Below are 18,706 nucleotides of genomic sequence, written 5' to 3'. Positions count from 1 at the left end.
GACCAGAATGGACGTGTGCCGAAGACAGCCAGCAAGAAGAAGACCCCGGTGACCGCCTCGCCCGAGCGGCGCCGCGAACTCCTGGACACGGCGGCCGAGGTGTTCGCCGCCCAGGGCTACAACGCCACGACCGTCCGCAAGATCGCCGACGCCGCCGGCATGCTCGCCGGCAGCCTCTACTACCACTTCGATTCCAAGGAATCGATGCTCGACGAGATCCTCTCCACCTTCCTGACCGAGCTGTGGGAGGGGTACGACGCCGTCCTCGCCGCCGGACTCGGCCCCAGGGAGACCATCGAGGCCCTCGTCACCGAGTCCTTCCGGGAGATCGACCGGCACCGCGCCGCCGTCGCCATCTACCAGAAGGAGTCCAGGCACCTCACCGACCAGCCCCGCTTCCACTACCTCATCGACTCGCAGCAGAAGTTCGAGAAGGCGTGGCTGGGGACCCTGGAGCGGGGAGTGGAGGCCGGCACCTTCCGGGCCGACCTCGACATCCGGCTCACCTACCGCTTCGTGCGCGACACCGTCTGGGTCGCCGCGTCCTGGTACCGCCCGGGCGGACAGCACAGCCCGGAGGAGATCGCCCGCCAGTACCTGTCGATGGTCCTGGACGGTATCGCCGTACGCACCTAGCCCTGCGTTTCGCAGACGTCTGGAGGAGTTGTCATGGCCGAGGCCTACATCGTCGAAGCGGTCCGCACCCCGGTGGGCCGCCGCAAGGGAGGCCTGGCCTCCGTCCACCCGGCGGACCTCGGAGCCCATGTCCTCAAGGCCCTCGTCCAGCGCTCGGGCGTCGACCCCGCCGCCGTCGAGGACGTCGTCTTCGGCTGCCTCGACACCGTGGGCCCGCAGGCCGGCGACATCGCCCGTACGGCCTGGCTCGCCGCCGGACTCCCCGAAGAGGTCCCCGGCGTCACCATCGACCGCCAGTGCGGCTCCTCCCAGCAGGCCGTGCACTTCGCCGCGCAGGGCGTCCTCTCCGGCACCCAGGACCTCGTCGTCGCCGGCGGCACCCAGAACATGTCGATGATCCCGATCGCCTTCGCCTCCCGGCAGGCCGCCGAACCCCTCGGCCTGACCGAGGGCCCCTACGCCGGCTCCGAGGGCTGGCGGGCCCGCTACGGCGACGCGCCCGTCAACCAGTTCCACGGCGCCGAGCTGATCGCCAAGAAGTGGGGCATCACCCGCCGTGACCAGGAGGAATTCGCCCTCCGCTCGCACGAGCGCGCGCTGCGCGCGATCGACGAGGGCCGCTTCGACCGCGAGACCGAGGCCTACGGCGACGTGACCGCGGACGAGGGCCCGCGCCGGGACACCACCCTGGAGAAGATGGCCGGCCTGAAGCCCGTCGTGGAGGGCGGCACGATCACGGCGGCCTGCTCCTCCCAGGTCTCCGACGGCGCCGCCGCGATGCTCCTCGCGAGCGAGCGGGCCGTACGGGAGCACGGCCTCACCCCGCGCGCCCGGATCCACCACCTCTCGGTGCGCGGCGAGGACCCGATCCGGATGCTCTCCGCGCCGATACCGGCGACCGCGTACGCCCTGAAGAAGACCGGCATGACCATCGACGACATGGACCTCGTCGAGATCAACGAGGCCTTCGCCCCGGTCGTCCTCGCCTGGCTGAAGGAGACCGGCGCCGACCCGACGCGCGTGAACGTCAACGGCGGAGCGATCGCCCTCGGCCACCCGCTGGGCGCGACCGGCGTGAAGCTGATGACCACGCTCCTGCACGAGCTGGAGCGCACGGGCGGCCGCTACGGCCTCCAGACCATGTGTGAAGGCGGGGGCCAGGCCAACGTGACGATCATCGAGCGGCTCTGAGGCCCTACCGAGCGGTATGTGACGTGCGTCGCCGCCCTGCCCATTCGGGTGGGGCGGCATGCTAAGGTTCCCTGTGTTGCTAGTTGGTACCCATGAACTTTATGTGCGCCTGACGGGAATGTTCCTCAGGCGCAATTTTGTTTTCCGGACTCTCCGGGATGGGACCCTTACCTATTCAGGAGAAAACATGGCTACCGGAACCGTGAAGTGGTTCAACGCCGAAAAGGGCTTCGGCTTCATCGAGCAGGACGGCGGCGGCGCCGACGTCTTCGCCCACTACTCCAACATCGCGACCTCCGGCTTCCGTGAGCTGCAGGAAGGCCAGAAGGTCACCTTCGACGTCACGCAGGGCCAGAAGGGCCCGCAGGCGGAGAACATCCTCCCCGCCTGATCGCCGTACGCGATTCTCGCAGCCGGGACCCGCACCGCGCAGGTGCGGGTCCCGGCTCGCGCTGTGCTCAGGCACTCTGCTCGGGCGCTCTGCTCAGGCCAGGAAGGCATTTCCCATGACTCGCTCCGAACAGCGGCCCCGCCGGGCCGCCGAATCCCGCTCCGGAACCACGTCCGGAAATTCCCGCCGTGGCTCCGCCGCCCCCAGGGGCAACGGCAGGCCCAAGGCCGCCGGGCGCGGCCGTGGACCGGCCACGCCTCCGCCGCCGCGCGAGTTCACCCTGCCTGAGACGCTGACGCCCGCGCTCCCCTCCGTCGAGTCCTTCGACGCCCTCGACATGCCCGCCGCCCTGGTCAAGACGCTGAACGCGCAGGGCGTCACCGAGCCGTTCCCGATCCAGGGCGCCACCCTGCCGAACTCGCTCGCCGGCCGGGACATCCTCGGCCGCGGCCGCACCGGCTCCGGCAAGACCCTCGCCTTCGGCCTCGCGCTCCTCGCCCGCACCGCGGGCCGCCGCGCCGAGCCCAAGGCGCCGCTCGCCCTGGTCCTGGTGCCCACCCGCGAGCTCGCCCAGCAGGTCACCGACGCGCTCTCGCCGTACGCCACCTCGGTGCAGCTGCGGCTCGCCACCGTCGTCGGCGGTCTGTCGATCACCAAGCAGTCGAACTCCCTGCGCCGTGGCGCCGAGGTGCTCGTCGCCACGCCCGGCCGTCTCAAGGACCTCATCGAGCGCGGCGACTGCCGGCTCGACCAGGTCGCGATCACGGTCCTCGACGAGGCCGACCAGATGGCCGACATGGGCTTCATGCCGCAGGTCACCGCGCTGCTCAAGCAGGTCGAGCCGAACGGCCAGCGGATGCTGTTCTCGGCCACCCTGGACCAGAACATCGACCGGCTCGTGAAGATGTTCCTCACCGACCCGGTCGTGCACTCCGTCGACCCCTCGGCCGGCGCCGTCACGACGATGGAGCACCACGTGCTCTACATCGCCGACGAGACCGACAAGAAGGCCGTCACCACCCGCATCGCGGCGCGTGACGGGCGCACGATCCTCTTCCTGGACACCAAGCGGGCCGTGGACCGGCTCGTCAAGCGGCTCCTCGCCAGCGGCGTCCGGGCCTCCGGGCTGCACGGCGGCCGCTCGCAGCCGCAGCGCAACCGCACCCTGGACCAGTTCAAGACCGGCCAGGTCACCGTCCTGGTCGCGACCAACGTGGCGGCCCGCGGCATCCACGTCGACGACCTCGACCTGGTCGTCAACGTCGACCCGCCCATCGACCACAAGGACTACCTGCACCGCGGCGGCCGCACCGCCCGGGCCGGCGAGTCCGGCAGCGTCGTCACCCTCGTCCTGCCCGAGCAGAAGCGCGACATGAGCCGGCTGATGTCGAACGCCGGGATCAGCCCGCGCACGGCGCAGATCAAGTCGAGCGACGAGGAACTGACCCGCGTCACCGGCGCCCGCGAGCCCTCGGGCGTCCCGGTCGTCATCGAGGTCCCCCAGCCGACCCAGCCCGCGAGCGCCCGCAACGGCGGATCGCGCTCCCGCCGCGGTGGTGGCGGTGGCGGAGGCGGCAACGGTGGGGGCCGTTCCCGCTCCGGTGCCAACGCCCGTACGGGTGGTTCCGGGGCCAACGCCCGTACGGGTACGGGTGGTTCGCCCACCCGTACCCGCAGCGGAGGCGGAGGCGGCGGTCGTGGCCGCCGGTCCGGCGGCGCCGCCTAGGACTCCGGCTAGTCGACGAGCCGGTCCTGGAGCTGTGCGAGTGTGCGCGGCTCCAGGGCCAGGCCGTCGGTGAGATAGCGGAGCAGGCTGCCGTAGCGGGTCTTCGCCTCGGCCAGCGCGGTGTTCAGGTACTCGGTCCGTACCTCCTGCATCGGGATGAGCAGGTCCGGGTTCTGCATCAGCCCGGCCTGCTTCAGGCCCGCGCGGAGCTGGGCGTCGTAGGCGGCCCGGAAGGTGTTGGAGGCCAGGAAGTCCTCCACGGCGTACCGCTCGGGCACCCCGAGGACCGTCAGCAGCAGGTAACTCAGCCAGCCCGTACGGTCCTTGCCCGAGGTGCAGTGGTACAGCAGCGGTCCCGCGCCCGGGCGGGCGATGTCGCGGATCGTCGCGGCGAACCGCGCCCGGTTGTCGGCGCTGGTGACGAACGAGCGGTAGACCTCCGCCATGAACGCGGGCGCCCGGCCACCGCCCAGCATCTCCTCCTGCTTCACCGGGTCCCGGGACCCGATCGCGGCCCGGATCAGGGCGTTGAGACCGTTGTCGGTCACCGCCCGCGACACCGGGACGAGTCCGCCGGGCAGCCGGTCGGCGCCGTCGGACTGGACCTCGAGCGGGATCCGGAAGTCGACCACCGTGGCCAGGCGAAGCCCCGAGAGCGTGGTCAGGTCGGCGTCGGTGAGCTTGCCCAGGGCGTCGCCCCGGTAGACCAGGCCCTGGCGCACCCGATCGCCGGTGTACGTGAGATAGCCGCCCAGGTCGCGGACGTTGACCGCGCCCTGGAGGGGGACGTGCCGGACGGCCGAGGCGCGGAGCCGACGGCGGGGCGCCGCGACGGCCGGGGAGGCGAGCGAGACGAGGGCGGTGGCGCCGGCGGTGCTCAGCAGTGCGCGTCTCGATAGGGGCATGACTGAACTCCCAGTGCTGGAACTCCCGTAGGGGGAGAGCGGGTTCACCCTGGTGTGGGCAGGGTGCGGAGCACTTTCTCTGCCTCGGACATGACGCGCAGGACGAGTTCCTCACAGCTGGGGAGGTCCTCGATGATCCCCGCGACCTGTCCGGACGCCATGACACCGAGGTCGGTGCGGCCCTCGACCATGGACGCTTTGAGGAGCATGGGGGTGTTCGCGGCGAGCAGGACCTGGCTCCATGACAGGTCCTTGCCGTGCTTCATCGCGAGGCCGTCGCGGACCATGTCCGGCCACGAGAGCCCCGAGAGCCTGCGGAAGCCCGCCGCCCGGCGGACCGCCTGCGCCAACGCCCGTACCCGGCCCGCCCGTTCGAGGGCGGCGACCATCTCCGTACGGAGCATCCGGTGCGGCAGCCCGTCGACGGCCGTCGTCACCGTCACGTCCTTCACCGTGGCGGCGAGGTACTTCGCCTTCACGGCGTCGGGGACGGTGGAGTCGGAGGTGAGGAGGAAGCGGGTGCCCATGGCGATGCCCGCGGCCCCGTAGGAGAGCGCGGCCACCAGGCCGCGGCCGTCGTGGAAGCCGCCGGCGGCGATCACCGGGATGGAGACCGCGTCCACGACCTGCGGCAGCAGGACCGTCGTGGCCACGTCGCCGGTGTGCCCGCCGCCCTCGCCGCCCTGCACGATCACCGCGTCCGCGCCCCAGGCCGCGACCTTCTCGGCGTGCCGCCGGGCCCCGATCGAGGGGACGACGACCACGCCGGCGTCCTTCAGCTCCGCGATCAGCTCGCGGGACGGCGCGAGCGCGAAGGAGGCGACGCGTACGCCCTCGTCGACGATGATCCGCACCCGCTCCCGGGCGTCGCCCGCGTCCGCGCGCAGATTGACCCCGAAGGGCCGGTCCGTACGGGACTTCACCTCGCGGACCGCCGCGCGCAGCTCCTCGACGGTCATCGTCGCCGAGGCGAGGATGCCGAGCGCACCCGCCTCCGCGGTGGCCGAGACGAGGCGGGGCCCGGCGACCCAGCCCATGCCGGTCTGGACGATCGGGTACCGCACCCCGGTGAGCCGGGTGAGCGCCGTCTCCATCAGACCCGTACCTCCCGGTCCCGCAGCCCCTTGGGGTCGATGACCTCGCGGATCAGCCGCAGCTCCTCGGCGGTCGGCTCCCGGGTGTACGGGACGTCGTCCCCGATCACCAGGTCGAAGCCGGTGGCCTGCCGGACCTGGACCACGGTGACGCCCGGGTGCAGGGAGGCGAGCCGCATCGAGCGGTCGGGCGTCTCGAAGTCGAAGACGCCGAGGTCGGAGACGACCCGGGGGATCCGGTGGAACCGCTCCGCCCCGGCGGCCGCCGCCCGGTCGTAGCCGACGCCGCTCACCATGTCGACGCGCTCGACGAAGACCCGGGGCGAGTGCTTGGGGATCCAGTAACTGACCGGGTTGTTGAGGGTGTTGACGGGCGCGCCGCGTACGCCGAGGAGCTGGCGGGCGGGGCGGGACCAGTCGCCGATGCAGGAGATGTTCTGGTTGCCGTGCCGGTCGATCTGGCTCGCGCCCATCATGACGTGCCGCTTCCCGCCGGTGACCATCGTCAGATGGCGGCGGTACGGCAGCCAGCCCTCGGGCTCCCCGTCGAGGCCGACGAGCATCGCCTCGCCGTCGGTCAGGAGAAGGTCGGGGGCGAAGGAGCGCTTGGCGAGCCGGGCGCCGAAGGAGGAGACGGGGGCCATCGCGGCGGCGAGGACCTCGCTGTTGTCGCGCCAGGCCTCGGCGCAGGCGACGACGCAGTACTCGGCGCGGGTGACGGTTGTGGCTGTGCTCGTGGTCGCGGGCGTCGTGGTCACTGCTGCTCCTCGTGCCAGGTCCGTACGGCCTGCTGGTAGTCGTCCTCGCTCTTGCCTGAGAGGAACCGTTCGGCGAATTCGGGCCAGGGGGTGGTCGCGTACAGCTTCTGGAAGGGCTCGTCGCGGCCGTGGTCGGGGACGCAGGAGGTGAAGTGGGCGCCGTTCGGGGTCTCGACGACGCCTGTGACGCTGTGCCGGCTGACGAGCAGGGACTGCGGGGCGGTGTCGGCGTCGAACCGGTCGACGAGCCGCTCGCAGGAGACGTACGCGGTGTCGGCGGCCTCGCAGAAGAGGTCGTCGAAGTACGGGTCGGGGCCCAGGTACTGGCCGTTGCCTAGCCGGTCGGCGCGGTTGAGATGGACGAAGGCGGCGTCCATGCGCAGGGCGGGCACGGCGACGAAGGTCTCCCCGTCGTCGTACGGAGAGGTGACCGTGCGCAGCTCGGGGTTGACCGTCATGACGTCCGAGCCGAGACCTGCGCGGACGGGCATGAAGGGCAGCCGGTTGGCGGCGGCGTGCAGGCCCCACATGAACATGGCCTCGTCGAGCTCGGTGAGGGCGAGGTCGCCGCGTTCGCGGGCCGCGCGGTAGTGCGGTTCGAGGGGGATGGAGTCGAGGGTGGTGAAGGCGGCGACGAGCCGGCGGATCCGGCCGGCGGCGGCGAGGAGGCCGACGTCGGGGCCGCCGTAGGAGATCACGGTGAGATCGGTGATCTCGGACCGGAGCAGCGCTCTGACCAGGGCCATCGGCTTGCGGCGCGAGCCCCAGCCGCCGATGCCGAGGGTCATGCCGGAGCGGAGGCGGCCCACCACCTCGTCGGGGGTCATGGTCTTGTCGGTCACGGGGTGCCCTCCTTGGCCTTGTTTCCGTCCTTGGCCTCGTCACTGCCGAAGGTGTCGCGGACGCGGTCGGCGACGCCGCTGAGGTTGGCCTCGAAGGTGAAGCCCTGCTCGAAGCGGTAGCTGCGGCGCACGTCCACGGGGTCGATGCCGTTGATGGCGGCCTTGGCGAGCCGGATCAGATACCCGTCCTTGCGGGCGATCTCGCCCGCCAACTCCAGGGCCGCGTCGAGGAGTTCCGCGCGCGGTACGACCTTCCAGACCGAGCCGTGGGCGTGCAGTTCGGCGGCGGTGGCGGTGCGGGAGGTGTAGTAGAGCGCGCGCATCAGGTGCTGCGGGACGAGCCGGGCGAGGTGGGTGGCGGCGCCGAGCGCGCCCCGGTCCAGCTCGGGCAGTCCGAAGGTGGCGTCCTCGGAGGCGACGATCGCGTCCGCGTTGCCGACGAGCCCGATCCCGCCGCCCAGGCAGAAGCCGCCGACGGCCGCGACGACCGGCACCTCGCAGTCGTAGACCGCCGCGAACGCCTCCGCGCAGCCGTGGTTGGCGCCGATCAGGCTCGCGTGGCTGGGGTCCCGCTGCATCTCCTTGATGTCGACGCCGGCGTTGAAGCCGCGGCCCTCGGCGGCGAGCACGACACAGCGGGTCTCGGGATCCCGGCCGGCCGCGCGGATCGCGTCGGCGAGGTCGTACCAGCCCTGTACGGGAAGGGCGTTGACGGGTGGGAAGTCGACGGTGACAAGGGCGATGCCCTTGCCGGGGCTTGCGGTGGAGACACCCATGAGCGGATCAGCTACCTTTCCACCAAACATTTGTTAGGTGACTGCTTGGTCAGGAAAGGTAGCAGCCGATGGAGCTGGACGGGAGGGTGGCCGTCGTCACCGGTGGCACACGGGGGGTCGGCGCGGGCATCGCGCGGGCCTTCCTCAGGGCGGGCGCGCGGGTCGTCGTCTGCGCCCGCAGGCCACCGGACGAACCGGTGCGGGAGGCGGGCCGGGAGGCCGAGTTCGTCCCCGTCGACCTGCGGGATCCCGCGGCGGTCGGCGACCTCTTCGCGGGGGTCGGCGAGCGGTACGGGCGGCTCGACACCTTGGTCAACAACGCGGGCGGCACGCCGTACCGGCTGCTCGGAGAGGGCGAGGCCGAACGGCACGCGCGGGTGGTGGAGTTGAACCTGACCGCCCCGCTCACGGCCTCGCTCGCCGCCCACGGGCTGCTGCGGGACTCCCTCGGCTCGGTCGTGATGATCGGCAGCGTCAGCGCGACCCGGCCCTCGCCGGGCACGGCCGCGTACGGCGCCGCGAAGGCCGGCCTTGAGAACCTCGCCCGGTCGATGGCCGTCGAGTGGGCCCCGTACGTCCGGGTGAACACCCTGGTCCTCGGGATGGTCCGGACCGAACTCTCCCATCTGCACTACGGGAACGAGGACGGGATCGAGGCCGTCGCCAGGACCGTGCCGCTCGGCCGGCTCGCCGAGCCCTCGGACGTGGGGGAGGCGGCCGTCTTCCTCGCCTCCGACCGTGCCGGGTACGTCTCGGGGGCCGCACTGCTGGTGCACGGGGGCGGCGAGCGCCCCGCGTTTCTGGATGCCGCGACTGTCAACAAGGAGAGCTGAGATGGGACTGCGCGAGGGACTGTGCGAAGGCCGGGTCGTGATCGTGACGGGCGCGGGGCGGGGGCTCGGCCGTGCGCACGCCCGGGCCTTCGCCGCCGAGGGGGCGAAGGTGGTCGTCAACGACCTGGGGGTGGGGCTCGACGGCTCGGCCGGGTCGGGCTCGCCCGCCGAGCAGGTCGTGGAGGAGATCCGTACGGCGGGAGGCGAGGCCGTCGCGCACGGCGGCGACATCGCCACGGAGGAGGGCGCGGCCTCGCTGGTGGCCGCCGCCCTCGACACCTTCGGGCGGCTCGACACGCTGGTCAACAACGCGGGCTTCCTGCGGGACCGGATGCTCGTGAACCTCGGCGAGGACGACTGGGACGCCGTGATGCGCGTCCATGTGAAGGGCCACTTCCTGCCGCTGCGGCACGCGGCCGCGTACTGGCGGGCCGAGGCGAAGGCGGGACGCGAGCCGGTGGCCCGCGTCGTCAACACGACCTCCGGGGCGGGGCTGCTCGGCAGCGTCGGGCAGGGCAACTACGCGGCGGCGAAGGCCGGGATCGTCGGCCTCACGCTGGTCGCGGCGGCGGAGATGGGCCGGTACGGCGTCCAGGTCAACGCGATCGCCCCGGCGGCCAGGACCCGGATGACCGAGCAGGCCTTCGCGGGCCTGGAGGCCGCGCCGGAGGACGTCTCGCCGCTGGTGGTCTGGCTCGGCTCGGCGTCCTCCGCGGGTGTGACCGGCCGCGTCTTCGAGGCGGAGGGCGGCCGCATCACGGTCATGGAGGGCTGGCGGGCCGGCCCTTCGACGGACAAGGGCGCCCGCTGGACCCCGGCGGAGGCGGGGGAGGCGACGCTGAAGCTGCTGGCCGCGGCGGAGGTGCCGGGGCGGGTGTACGGGTCGACGGGCTGAGGCCCCGGGCCCCGGGGCGGGCGGGGGAGGGGGTTGGGGGGGGGGGGGGGCCCCCCCGCCCCCCCCGCGCCGCCTCTGGCGGCTACCGCCGCTACGCCTGGACCGCCGCCGACGCCGACTGCCGGCTCTGGTTCCAGATGCAGGCCGAGGCGCGCCGGCTGAACTACGAGGTCGACCGCAACGGCAACCAGTGGGCCTGGCTCGGCGACCCGTCGGCCGGTGACGCGGTCGTCACCGGCTCGCACCTGGACTCCGTACCGGACGGTGGCGCCTTCGACGGCCCGCTCGGCGTCGTCTCCGCCTTCGCCGCGCTCGACGAACTGCGCTCCCGTGGCGTCGTGTTCAAGAGGCCCTTCGCGATCACCAACTTCGGTGACGAGGAAGGCGCCCGCTTCGGCCTGGCCTGCGTCGGCTCGCGTCTCACCGCCGGCCGGCTGACGAAGGAGCAGGCGTACGAGCTCCGGGACGGCGACGGGATCACCCTCCCGCAGGCGATGGAGGCCGCCGGTCACGACCCCGAGCGCATCGGCCCGGACCCCGAGCGGCTCGCCCGGATCGGCGCCTTCGTCGAGCTGCACGTCGAGCAGGGCCGCGCGCTCGACCTCTCCGGGGACGCCGTCGGCATCGCCTCCGCGATCTGGCCGCACGGCCGCTGGCGGTACGACTTCGCGGGCGAGGCCAACCACGCGGGCACGACCCGCCTGATCGACCGCCGCGACCCGATGCTCACGTACGCGGAGACGGTCCTCGCGGCCCGGCGCGAGGCCGAACTCGCGGGCGCGGTCGCCACGTTCGGCAAGATCGCGGTCGAGCCGAACGGCGTCAACGCGATCCCGTCCCTGGTCCGGGGCTGGCTCGACGCCCGCGCCGCCGACCAGTCGGCGCTCGACACCGTGACGGCGGGCGTCGAGAGCGCGGCCCGCGACTACGCGGACCGCCACGGCATCGACCTCACGGTCGTACGGGAGTCCTTCACGCCGGTCGTGGAGTTCGCGCACGCGCTGCGGGACGAGCTGGCGTCGGTCCTGGGCGAGAAGACCCCGGTCCTCGGCACGGGCGCGGGCCACGACGCGGGCATTTTGTCCGAATCGATCCCGACCGCCATGCTGTTCGTACGGAACCCCACGGGCGTCTCGCACTCCCCGGCCGAGTTCGCGGCCGAGGACGACTGCGTCGCGGGGGTCCTCGCACTGGCCGACGTACTGGAAGGACTGGCGTGCAGGTGACGACGGGCGGGGCTGGCGTGACTGGGGCGACGGGCGCGACCGGGGCCACGTACTGGCTGGAACACGCCTGGCTGGACACCAACGTGGAGCCGGGCGTGGCGATGGACGTGGCCGGCGGCCGCATCACGGCCGTACGCCTCGGGGTGGACGCCCCGCCCCCGGGCGCCGTGGTCCTGCGCGGCCTGACGATCCCGGGCCTGGCGAACGCGCACTCGCACGCCTTCCACCGGGCCCTGCGCGGGACCGTCCAGGTCGGCTCGGGCACCTTCTGGACGTGGCGCGAGGTCATGTACCAGGTGGCGTCCGAGCTGACCCCCGAGACGTACCACGCGCTGGCCCGGGCGGTGTACGCGGAGATGGCGCTGGCCGGCATCACGTCGGTCGGCGAGTTCCACTACCTGCACCACGCTCCGGGCGGCACCCCGTACGCCGACCCCAACGCGATGGGCGAGGCCCTGATCCAGGCGGCCGCCGACGCGGGCATCCGGATCACCCTCCTCGACACGGCCTACCTCTCCTCCGGCTTCGGCGCGGCGCCGGACCGGCACCAGCTCCGCTTCTCGGACGGCACGGCGGACGCGTGGGCGGAACGCGTCTCGCTCCTGAAGGAGCGGGACGGGGTCCGGATCGGCGCGGCGATCCACTCGGTCCGGGCGGTCCCGGCGGACCAGCTGGCGACGGTGGCCGGCTGGGCGCAGTCGCGCGCGGTGCCGCTCCATGTCCACCTCTCGGAGCAGACGGCCGAGAACGACGCGTGCCAGGCCGCGCACGGCCGCACGCCGACGCAGCTCCTCGCGGACCACGGGGTCCTCGGCGCACGGACGACGGGCGTCCACAACACCCACCTGACGGACGCGGACATCTCCCTTCTGGGCTCGTCGTCGACGGGCACCTGCATGTGCCCGACGACGGAACGGGACCTGGCTGACGGCATCGGCCCGGCCGTCGCGCTCCAGCGGGCGGGCTCGCCGCTGTCGCTGGGCAGCGACAGCCACGCGGTGATCGACCTCCTGGAGGAGGCGCGGGCGATGGAGCTGAACGAACGCCTCCGCTCCCGCACGCGCGGCCACTGGACGGCCGCGGCGCTGCTGCGCGCGGCCACGGCCGACGGTCACGCGGCCCTCGGCTGGGACGGGGCGGGCACCCTGGAGGCGGGCGCGCTCGCCGACTTCACGACGATCGCGCTCGACTCGGTCAGGACAGCGGGGCCGCTGCCGCGTCTGGCAGCCGAGACGGCGGTATTCGCAGCGTCGGCCGCGGATGTGCGCCATGTGGTCGTCGGTGGCCGGGCGATCGTCCGGGACGGCGTCCACCAGTCCGTACCCGACGTGCCCCGCGCCCTGACGGAAGCGATCGCCGCGGTCCGCGGCTGAACCGACCGACCCGGCCCATCCGGCTGAAGGAGAGATCTCGCACCATGAACACCGGCCCCGCGACGAGGAACAACCCGGCGGCGATCTCCGCCCCCACGAGCGCGAACAGCGCCGTGGCGACGGCGGCCACCGCCATCGTCAACATCGCCAGTCTGGTCACGAACGATCCCTCCCTCGGTGACGGAACTCCGCTGGGTCTGATCCAGGACGCGGCCGTCGTCATCGAAGGCGACCGGGTCGTCTGGGTCGGTGGATCAAGCAAAGCACCGGCCACTGACAACCGGGTCGACGCGGGCGGCAGGGCCGTGATCCCCGGGTTCGTGGACTCCCACTCGCACCTGGTCTTCGCGGGCGACCGCACGGCCGAGTTCAACGCGCGGATGTCGGGCCAGCCGTACAAGGCGGGCGGCATCAGGACGACGGTGGCAGCGACGCGCGCGGCGAGCGACGAGGAGCTGGGCGCGAACGTGGCCCGCTTCATGCGGGAGGCGCTGCGCCAGGGCACGACGACGTTCGAGACGAAGTCCGGCTACGGCCTGACGGTGGAGGACGAGGCGAGGGCGCTGCGGATCGCGGCCGCGCACACGGACGAGGTCACGTACCTGGGCGCGCACATCGTGTCCCCGGACTACGCCGACGACCCGGCCGGTTACGTGGACCTGGTGACGGGCGAGATGCTCGACGCCTGTGCGCCGTACGCCCGTTGGGTGGACGTCTTCTGCGAGAAGGGCGCCTTCGACGGGGACCAGGCGCGGGCGATCCTCACGGCCGGCAAGGCGAAGGGCCTCCACCCGAGGGTGCACGCCAACCAGCTCTCGTACGGCCCCGGTGTCCAGCTGGCGGTGGAGCTGGACGCGGCGAGCGCGGACCACTGCACCCACCTGACGGACGCGGACGTCGACGCCCTGGCCTCGGGCGCCACGGTGGCGACCCTCCTCCCGGGGGCGGAGTTCTCCACCCGGGCGCAGTGGCCGGACGCCCGCCGGCTCCTGGACGCGGGCGTGACGGTGGCCCTGTCGACGGACTGCAACCCGGGCTCGTCGTTCACGTCCTCGGTCCCGTTCTGTATCGCGCTCGCGGTACGGGACATGGGCATGACTCCGGACGAGGCGCTGTGGTCGGCCACGGCGGGCGGCGCGCAAGCCCTGCGCCGTACGGACATCGGTCGCCTGTCCCCGGGCGCGCGGGCGGACCTCACCTTCCTGGACGCCCCGTCCCACGTCCACCTGGCCTACCGCCCGGGCGTTCCGCTGGTGTCGGAGGTCTGGCGGCAGGGGACGCGGGCGGTCTGACCGCGTTCCAAAGGGCCAGGGGGCAGAGCACCCCTGGCCCCTCAGCCGGGACAGTCCTCAGTCGAGACAGAACTCGTTGCCCTCGATGTCCTGCATGTTGAGGCACGACTCGTTGTGCTCGTCGGCGAGCAGGAGCTGCCCGCGCACCGCGCCGAGTGGGACGAGGCGTGCGCACTCCGCCTCAAGGGCGGCGAGGCGCTCCTCACCGACGAGCCCGGTGCCGACCCGGACGTCGAGGTGCACGCGGTTCTTGACGACCTTGCCCTCGGGGACGCGCTGGAAGTACATGCGCGGGCCGACACCCGAGGGATCCATGGCGACGAACCCCGCGCCCTGATGCTCGGGCGGCAGGGTGCGCTCGTACGCGTCCCAGGTGGCGAACCCTTCGGGCGCCGGCGGTACGACGTACCCCAGCACCTCGCACCAGAACCGGGCGACGCGCTCGGGTTCGGCGCAGTCGAACGTGATTTGGACCTGCTTGATCGACGCCATCGGGCCACCCTATGGGGCGCGCGTTCCTACGATCCAGGGGGGAGAAGTTCGCGGGTCAGGGTGAAGGCGGCCGAGGCGGAGGCAAGCAGGGTGTTGATCCTGCCGAGGACGCGCGTGGTCCGATCCGCGTCCTGCGCGTCGACGGCCGAGGCGAGGTCGTCGGCGTACTCCCGCGCCCGTACCGCCTCGTCGGGCGTCGCGGTGTCCGCGTCCGCGTCCGCGCGCAGGGCGTCGATCAGCCGCTGGTGCGGGATCTCAAGCGCGCCCGCCCGGTTTCCGTGGCCGCCGTGTGCCGTGGCATGAGGGCTGTTGACGTTCGCGACCAGAATGCCGTTCTGCGCGGAGATGTTCACCCCATCGCCTCCTGTCCAGATGAACTTGCTCTCGTATTCGGACCAGCCCTTGCGTGTCACGCCGTACCCGCCGAACCGCAAGCCCTTGACCTTGATCAGCTTGTGCTTGAGCGGCTCGGCCAGGATGCGCAGGGCGTCCGCCCTGTTCCATTCGCGCTCGGCGAAGTAGTCGGCCATCGCCACATGTCCGCCGGGGTGTTGGGCCCGTCGGCAGATCTCGCGGAACGCCTGCCCCTGACACATCTCCAACTGGCCCTGGGCGAGCGACGGCTGCGGCATCCGCCACCGATGTACGTATCCGCGGGTCCACAGGAAGGCCCGGTAGGTGAGCCAGCAGATCAAGCCGACCAACACGATGTGCTCGAAACCGAACGCCATGCTCAAGCCTCCCCCGAAAGCTTCAAGTCAACGCATGGTAGGTGGAGTTGACGCGTCGAGCGCCAGGAGTCGCGAAGATGGCGCGAATGGTGCGGAGGGAGCGGACGTTGCGGACGGGCCGCGCGCGGCCGGGCTGTGTGCGCCGGGTGGCACCCAGCCACCACGTCCCATTGGTCCCTTGATCACCACGAATTCCCCTCGGTCACAGAGTGGCCGGGTAGCCCTGTCCCGGAGGGATTTCGACCGGTACCGTCCTGTAGCGGCAGGACTCTGGGGGGAAGACCGGGGGGTCGGAGAGTTGAGCGCTGTCCGTGATCAGGCTGTCCGCGTGCGGGGGAAGCACGAGGGACGGCCGCGAAAAGTGCGGGTCGTGGCACCGAGGGAGCTCGGGCCGCGGGAGATCGAGGCGTGGCGGGAACTGCGGGGGAAGAGCGGGGCGCCCGAGAATCCGTTCATGGGGCCCGAGTTCGCCCTCGCCGTCGCCGCCGTGCGGCCGCGCGTGCGGGTCGCCGTGTGGTGGGAGGACGGGGAGCCCGTCGGGTTCTTCCCGTACGAGAAAGGGGCGTTCGGGCACGGGCGGGCCGTCGGGCTCGGCGTGTCCGACTGCCAGGGGGCCGTGCTGCGGCCGGGGCTCGCGCCCTCGCCCCGGGCGCTGCTCCGGCTCTGCGGGCTCTCCGCCTGGGAGTTCGACAACCTGGAGGACGGACAGGGGGCGTTCCTCGGGGGCTCCGGTGGTGCCCCCGAGGCGTTCGCCTCGCCCGTCATCGATGTCGGGCGGGGGTACGCCGCGTACGAGGAAGCCCTACGGGGCCAGTCGCCCAAGTTCCTCAAGACCACCCTCGCCAAGGAGCGCCGGCTCGGGCGGCAGGTCGGGCCGCTGCGGTTCGTCTTCGACGAGCGCGATCCGGCCGCCCTGCGCACCCTCATGGAGTGGAAGTCCGCCCAGTACCGCAGGACCGGCCGCCGTGACCGCTTCGCCAAGGAGTGGATAAACGGCCTGGTGCGGGGGCTGCACGCGCTGCGCGAGCCCGGCTGCTCCGGTGTCCTGTCCGTCCTCTACGCGGGTGAGCGGCCGATCGCCGCGCACTTCGGGCTGCGCTCCCGGACCGTCCTCTCCTGCTGGTTCCCGTCGTACGACCCCGAGTTCGCGAAGTACTCGCCCGGGCTCGTCCTCCATCTGCGGATGGCGGAGGCCGCGGCGGCCGCCGGGATCGGCATGCTCGACCTCGGCCGCGGCGCCGCCGAGTACAAGGACGCGCTCAAGACCGGTGAACTGACCGTGTACGAAGGGTCGGTGACCCGGCCGGGACTGCGCGCCGGACTCCACTGGCTCGGCCACGAGCCGACCCGCCGCGCCCACAGCTACATACGCAACCGGCCCGCGCTCGCCGCGCGCGGCCGCCGCACCCTCAACCGGCTCGCCCGCCTGCGCGGCGGCGTCGCCGGTCAGCCCTGAGCCGACAGCGGGGGAACCATGCGCTTGCGACCACGAGCCGTCGTCGACCTCGACCTCGGCTCGCCCGAAGGACCCGTCCTCTCCCTGCGCCCCGCGCCCGGCGGCCCACCGCCCGGACCCGGCGACGTCTACGCCCTCGTACGACTCCGAGGCCGCCCCGCCGCCACCGTCCTCGGACACATAGGGGAGGGCGACGACCCCGCCGAGGTACTGGCGGCGCTCGCACGGGAGCGGCTCATGGCCGCCCCGGCCGACGAGCCGCCCGCCCTCCCGCCAGTCGAGCCGTACGCCGCCCCGCCCCGCGCCTGCGTCGTCGTCGCCACCCGGGAGCGTGCCGACCAGCTCGCTCGGGCCCTGGACTCGCTCCTCGACCAGGACCATCCCGACCACGAGGTCCTCGTCGTCGACAACGCGCCGCGCACGCGGGAGACCGAGGAGCTCGTCACCCGCAAGTACGGCGAACGCGTGCGGTACGTCCGGGAGGACACCCCCGGGCTCGCCGTCGCCCACAACACCGGGCTCGCCCACGCTCGCGCGGAGGTCGTCGCCTTCACCGACGACGACGTCGTCGCCGACCCGCACTGGCTGACCGCCCTCACCACGCCCTTCGCCGCCGACCCGCGACTCGGCTGCGTCACCGGGCTCATCCTGCCCGCCCGGCTGCGGACCCCCGCCCAGATCCTCCTCGAATCCCACGGCGGCTTCGCCAAGGGCTTCGCGCCCCGGCTCTACGACCCGCTGCGCCCGCCCGCCGACGAACCGCTCTTCCCGTTCACCGCGGGCAGCTTCGGCTCCGGCGCCAACATGGCCTTCCGTACCCGGGCCCTGAAGGCCGCGGGCGGCTTCGACCCGGCCACCGGCACCGGCACGGCCGCCCGGGGCGGGGACGACCTGTACGCCTTCGTCGCCGTCCTCTCCGTCGGGTTCCGGCTCCGCTACACCGCCGACGCCCTCGTCTGGCACCACCACCGCGAGAGCCCGCAGGACCTGCGCAACCAGGCCTTCGGGTACGGCGCCGGCCTCACCGCGTACCTCACCGCCACCCTCGTCCGCCGCCCCGCCCTGCTGCCCGCGCTCCTCGCCCGGCTGCCGCGCGGCCTCGCGCACGCCAGGAACATCACCGCACGCCGGGACACCGGCGGCGACGGCGTGCCCGGCGCGCACGGCGAGCACTCCCACCCCTGGCCCCGCAGCCTCTCCCGACTGGAGCGACGCGGCATGCTCTACGGCCCCCTCGGCTACGCCAAGGCCCGCCTGCGGAAGGGGGGTTCGAGATGAGCGCACCCGCCCACACCCGTATCCCGGTCCTGCTCTACCACGCCGTCTGCGACGACCCGCCCGCCTGGATCGCCGAATTCACCGTCACGCCCAAGGAGTTCGAGGCCCAGCTCGACGCGATCGTCGACAGCGGACGGACTCCCGTCACGGTCGGCGTCCTCGCCGACCACCTCGCGCGGCGCGCCCCGCTGCCGCCCCGGCCCGTCGTCCTCACCTTCGACGACGGCTTCGCCGACCTGCCCGGGCCGACCGCCGAGGCGCTCGCCGCCCGCGAGCTGCCCGCCACCGCGTACCTGACCACCGGCGCGATCACCCCGGGCCGGGCCTGTCTGCTGCCGCCCGCGCCGATGATGGCCCTCGGCCAGGCGGCGCTCCTGGAGCAGTACGGGATGGAGGTCGGCGCCCACACCGCGACGCACCCGCAGCTCGACACGCTGCCGCCCAAGGAGCTGCGGCGCGAGCTGCGCGAGCCGAAGGCCGTCCTGGAGGACGTCCTCGGCCACCCGGTCCGGCACCTCGCCTACCCGCACGGCTACAACAGCCCGGCCGTGCGCCGGGCCGTCGCCGCCGCCGGGTACGCCTCGGCCGTCGCCGTGCGGCACGCGCTCAGCTCCGAGACCGACGAGCGGTACCGGATCGCCCGGCTCATCGTCCGCCGCGGCCACACCGTCGCCGACGTCGAGCACTGGATGGACGGCCGGGGCGCCAAGGCGGCGCCGTACCCGGACTCGCTGCCGACGGTGGGCTGGCGGCTGTACCGCAGGGCCCGTGCGCTGGTCAGGGGCCCGGAGTTCGCGGGCTGAGCGTCAGC

General features: G+C 72.8%; 19 protein-coding genes. 12 read left to right on the top strand and 7 right to left on the bottom strand.

Annotation, left to right across the window (positions count from 1 at the left end; translation table 11 throughout):
* Window positions 1-15: 15 nt before the first annotated feature.
* The 4 genes from ACFWRO_RS17135 (at window position 16) to ACFWRO_RS17120 (ending at window position 3,944) form a co-directional block, all read left to right on the top strand.
* On the top strand, window positions 16-636 hold the full coding sequence (locus tag ACFWRO_RS17135) for a TetR/AcrR family transcriptional regulator (protein ID WP_384510687.1): 621 nt from the start codon (window positions 16-18) through the stop codon (window positions 634-636).
* A 33-nt stretch (window positions 637-669) separates the two neighbouring features.
* Window positions 670-1,827 carry an acetyl-CoA C-acetyltransferase gene (locus ACFWRO_RS17130; RefSeq protein WP_384510685.1) on the top strand — a complete coding sequence of 386 codons (1,158 nt, stop codon included), beginning with the start codon at window positions 670-672 and terminating at the stop codon, window positions 1,825-1,827.
* 187 nt (window positions 1,828-2,014) lie between these two features.
* A complete protein-coding gene (locus tag ACFWRO_RS17125) occupies window positions 2,015-2,218 on the top strand; it encodes a cold-shock protein (RefSeq protein WP_290114082.1) in 204 nt (67 codons plus the stop codon).
* Between the two features lie 115 nt (window positions 2,219-2,333).
* Window positions 2,334-3,944 carry a DEAD/DEAH box helicase gene (locus tag ACFWRO_RS17120; protein WP_384510682.1) on the top strand — a complete coding sequence of 537 codons (1,611 nt, stop codon included), beginning with the start codon at window positions 2,334-2,336 and terminating at the stop codon, window positions 3,942-3,944.
* 8 nt (window positions 3,945-3,952) lie between these two features.
* On the opposite strand, the gene ACFWRO_RS17115 is transcribed toward ACFWRO_RS17120, so the two are convergent.
* The 5 genes from ACFWRO_RS17115 to ACFWRO_RS17095 are packed head-to-tail and all read right to left on the bottom strand — an operon-like array spanning window position 3,953 to window position 8,319.
* Entirely contained in the window at window positions 3,953-4,849 is an 897-nt protein-coding gene (locus ACFWRO_RS17115; protein ID WP_384510679.1) for a tyrosine-protein phosphatase, read from the bottom strand.
* 44 nt (window positions 4,850-4,893) lie between these two features.
* Window positions 4,894-5,943, bottom strand: a complete 1,050-nt coding sequence (locus ACFWRO_RS17110) for an NAD(P)H-dependent flavin oxidoreductase (RefSeq protein WP_384510676.1) — start codon at window positions 5,941-5,943, stop codon at window positions 4,894-4,896.
* The gene (locus ACFWRO_RS17105) at window positions 5,943-6,701 is read right to left on the bottom strand and encodes a CoA-transferase subunit beta (protein WP_384510674.1); all 759 of its coding nucleotides are present in this window, start codon (window positions 6,699-6,701) and stop codon (window positions 5,943-5,945) included. The genes ACFWRO_RS17110 and ACFWRO_RS17105 overlap by 1 nt, the downstream gene beginning before the upstream one ends.
* Complete coding sequence (locus ACFWRO_RS17100) at window positions 6,698-7,543, bottom strand: CoA transferase subunit A (RefSeq protein WP_384510671.1); 846 nt, start codon at window positions 7,541-7,543, stop codon at window positions 6,698-6,700. The genes ACFWRO_RS17105 and ACFWRO_RS17100 overlap by 4 nt, the downstream gene beginning before the upstream one ends.
* The gene (locus tag ACFWRO_RS17095) at window positions 7,540-8,319 is read right to left on the bottom strand and encodes an enoyl-CoA hydratase family protein (protein WP_384510668.1); all 780 of its coding nucleotides are present in this window, start codon (window positions 8,317-8,319) and stop codon (window positions 7,540-7,542) included. The genes ACFWRO_RS17100 and ACFWRO_RS17095 overlap by 4 nt, the downstream gene beginning before the upstream one ends.
* A 68-nt stretch (window positions 8,320-8,387) precedes the next feature.
* Between ACFWRO_RS17095 and ACFWRO_RS17090 the strand changes: the two genes are divergently transcribed.
* From ACFWRO_RS17090 to hutI, 5 genes are read left to right on the top strand one after another with little or no spacing between them, the layout of a single operon-like run.
* On the top strand, window positions 8,388-9,152 hold the full coding sequence (locus tag ACFWRO_RS17090; protein WP_384510666.1) for an SDR family oxidoreductase: 765 nt from the start codon (window positions 8,388-8,390) through the stop codon (window positions 9,150-9,152).
* A 1-nt stretch (window position 9,153) separates the two neighbouring features.
* A complete protein-coding gene (locus ACFWRO_RS17085) occupies window positions 9,154-10,047 on the top strand; it encodes an SDR family oxidoreductase (RefSeq protein ID WP_384510663.1) in 894 nt (297 codons plus the stop codon).
* On the top strand, window positions 9,960-11,273 hold the full coding sequence (locus ACFWRO_RS17080) for an allantoate amidohydrolase (protein ID WP_384510907.1): 1,314 nt from the start codon (window positions 9,960-9,962) through the stop codon (window positions 11,271-11,273). Before ACFWRO_RS17085 ends, ACFWRO_RS17080 begins: the two co-directional genes overlap by 88 nt.
* Before the next feature lie 17 nt (window positions 11,274-11,290).
* Window positions 11,291-12,646: a formimidoylglutamate deiminase gene (locus ACFWRO_RS17075; protein ID WP_384510660.1), complete on the top strand. Its 1,356-nt coding sequence runs from the start codon at window positions 11,291-11,293 to the stop codon at window positions 12,644-12,646.
* A gap of 44 nt (window positions 12,647-12,690) precedes the next feature.
* Window positions 12,691-13,938, top strand: coding sequence for an imidazolonepropionase (gene hutI / locus ACFWRO_RS17070; RefSeq protein ID WP_384510657.1), 1,248 nt, complete (start codon window positions 12,691-12,693; stop codon window positions 13,936-13,938).
* 57 nt (window positions 13,939-13,995) lie between these two features.
* Here the strand turns inward: hutI and ACFWRO_RS17065 are convergent, their stop codons facing one another.
* Window positions 13,996-14,430 (bottom strand): VOC family protein, encoded by a 435-nt coding sequence (locus tag ACFWRO_RS17065; protein WP_384510654.1) that lies wholly within the window; start codon window positions 14,428-14,430, stop codon window positions 13,996-13,998.
* Between the two features lie 26 nt (window positions 14,431-14,456).
* Window positions 14,457-15,161 carry a hypothetical protein gene (locus tag ACFWRO_RS17060; RefSeq protein ID WP_384510651.1) on the bottom strand — a complete coding sequence of 235 codons (705 nt, stop codon included), beginning with the start codon at window positions 15,159-15,161 and terminating at the stop codon, window positions 14,457-14,459.
* Window positions 15,162-15,522: 361 nt separating this feature from the next.
* Between ACFWRO_RS17060 and ACFWRO_RS17055 the strand changes: the two genes are divergently transcribed.
* The 3 genes from ACFWRO_RS17055 to ACFWRO_RS17045 are packed head-to-tail and all read left to right on the top strand — an operon-like array spanning window position 15,523 to window position 18,698.
* Complete coding sequence (locus ACFWRO_RS17055; RefSeq protein ID WP_384510648.1) at window positions 15,523-16,617, top strand: GNAT family N-acetyltransferase; 1,095 nt, start codon at window positions 15,523-15,525, stop codon at window positions 16,615-16,617.
* Window positions 16,618-16,635: 18 nt separating this feature from the next.
* Complete coding sequence (locus ACFWRO_RS17050; RefSeq protein ID WP_384510645.1) at window positions 16,636-17,895, top strand: glycosyltransferase; 1,260 nt, start codon at window positions 16,636-16,638, stop codon at window positions 17,893-17,895.
* Window positions 17,892-18,698 (top strand): polysaccharide deacetylase family protein, encoded by an 807-nt coding sequence (locus tag ACFWRO_RS17045; RefSeq protein ID WP_384510643.1) that lies wholly within the window; start codon window positions 17,892-17,894, stop codon window positions 18,696-18,698. Before ACFWRO_RS17050 ends, ACFWRO_RS17045 begins: the two co-directional genes overlap by 4 nt.
* Window positions 18,699-18,706 lie beyond the last annotated feature (8 nt).

The sequence above is a fragment of the Streptomyces sp. NPDC058579 genome (genome assembly GCF_042718575.1).
In the GTDB taxonomy this organism is placed as follows: Bacteria; Actinomycetota; Actinomycetes; order Streptomycetales; family Streptomycetaceae; genus Streptomyces.
Note: the sequence above shows the minus strand (reverse complement) of the source record. Positions and strands in the feature narration are given on the sequence as shown.

Bases quoted from the DNA above. Each gene is read 5' to 3' on its own strand.
- ACFWRO_RS17130 (WP_384510685.1), top strand. From the start codon at position 670: ATGGCCGAGGCCTACATCGTCGAAGCGGTCCGCACCCCGGTGGGCCGC.
- ACFWRO_RS17065 (WP_384510654.1), bottom strand. From the start codon at position 14,430: ATGGCGTCGATCAAGCAGGTCCAAATCACGTTCGACTGCGCCGAACCC.
- ACFWRO_RS17110 (WP_384510676.1), bottom strand. From the start codon at position 5,943: ATGGAGACGGCGCTCACCCGGCTCACCGGGGTGCGGTACCCGATCGTC.
- ACFWRO_RS17060 (WP_384510651.1), bottom strand. From the start codon at position 15,161: ATGGCGTTCGGTTTCGAGCACATCGTGTTGGTCGGCTTGATCTGCTGG.
- ACFWRO_RS17085 (WP_384510663.1), top strand. From the start codon at position 9,154: ATGGGACTGCGCGAGGGACTGTGCGAAGGCCGGGTCGTGATCGTGACG.
- hutI (WP_384510657.1), top strand. From the start codon at position 12,691: ATGAACACCGGCCCCGCGACGAGGAACAACCCGGCGGCGATCTCCGCC.
- ACFWRO_RS17095 (WP_384510668.1), bottom strand. From the start codon at position 8,319: ATGGGTGTCTCCACCGCAAGCCCCGGCAAGGGCATCGCCCTTGTCACC.
- ACFWRO_RS17090 (WP_384510666.1), top strand. From the start codon at position 8,388: ATGGAGCTGGACGGGAGGGTGGCCGTCGTCACCGGTGGCACACGGGGG.
- ACFWRO_RS17120 (WP_384510682.1), top strand. From the start codon at position 2,334: ATGACTCGCTCCGAACAGCGGCCCCGCCGGGCCGCCGAATCCCGCTCC.
- ACFWRO_RS17115 (WP_384510679.1), bottom strand. From the start codon at position 4,849: ATGCCCCTATCGAGACGCGCACTGCTGAGCACCGCCGGCGCCACCGCC.
- ACFWRO_RS17125 (WP_290114082.1), top strand. From the start codon at position 2,015: ATGGCTACCGGAACCGTGAAGTGGTTCAACGCCGAAAAGGGCTTCGGC.
- ACFWRO_RS17045 (WP_384510643.1), top strand. From the start codon at position 17,892: ATGAGCGCACCCGCCCACACCCGTATCCCGGTCCTGCTCTACCACGCC.
- ACFWRO_RS17050 (WP_384510645.1), top strand. From the start codon at position 16,636: ATGCGCTTGCGACCACGAGCCGTCGTCGACCTCGACCTCGGCTCGCCC.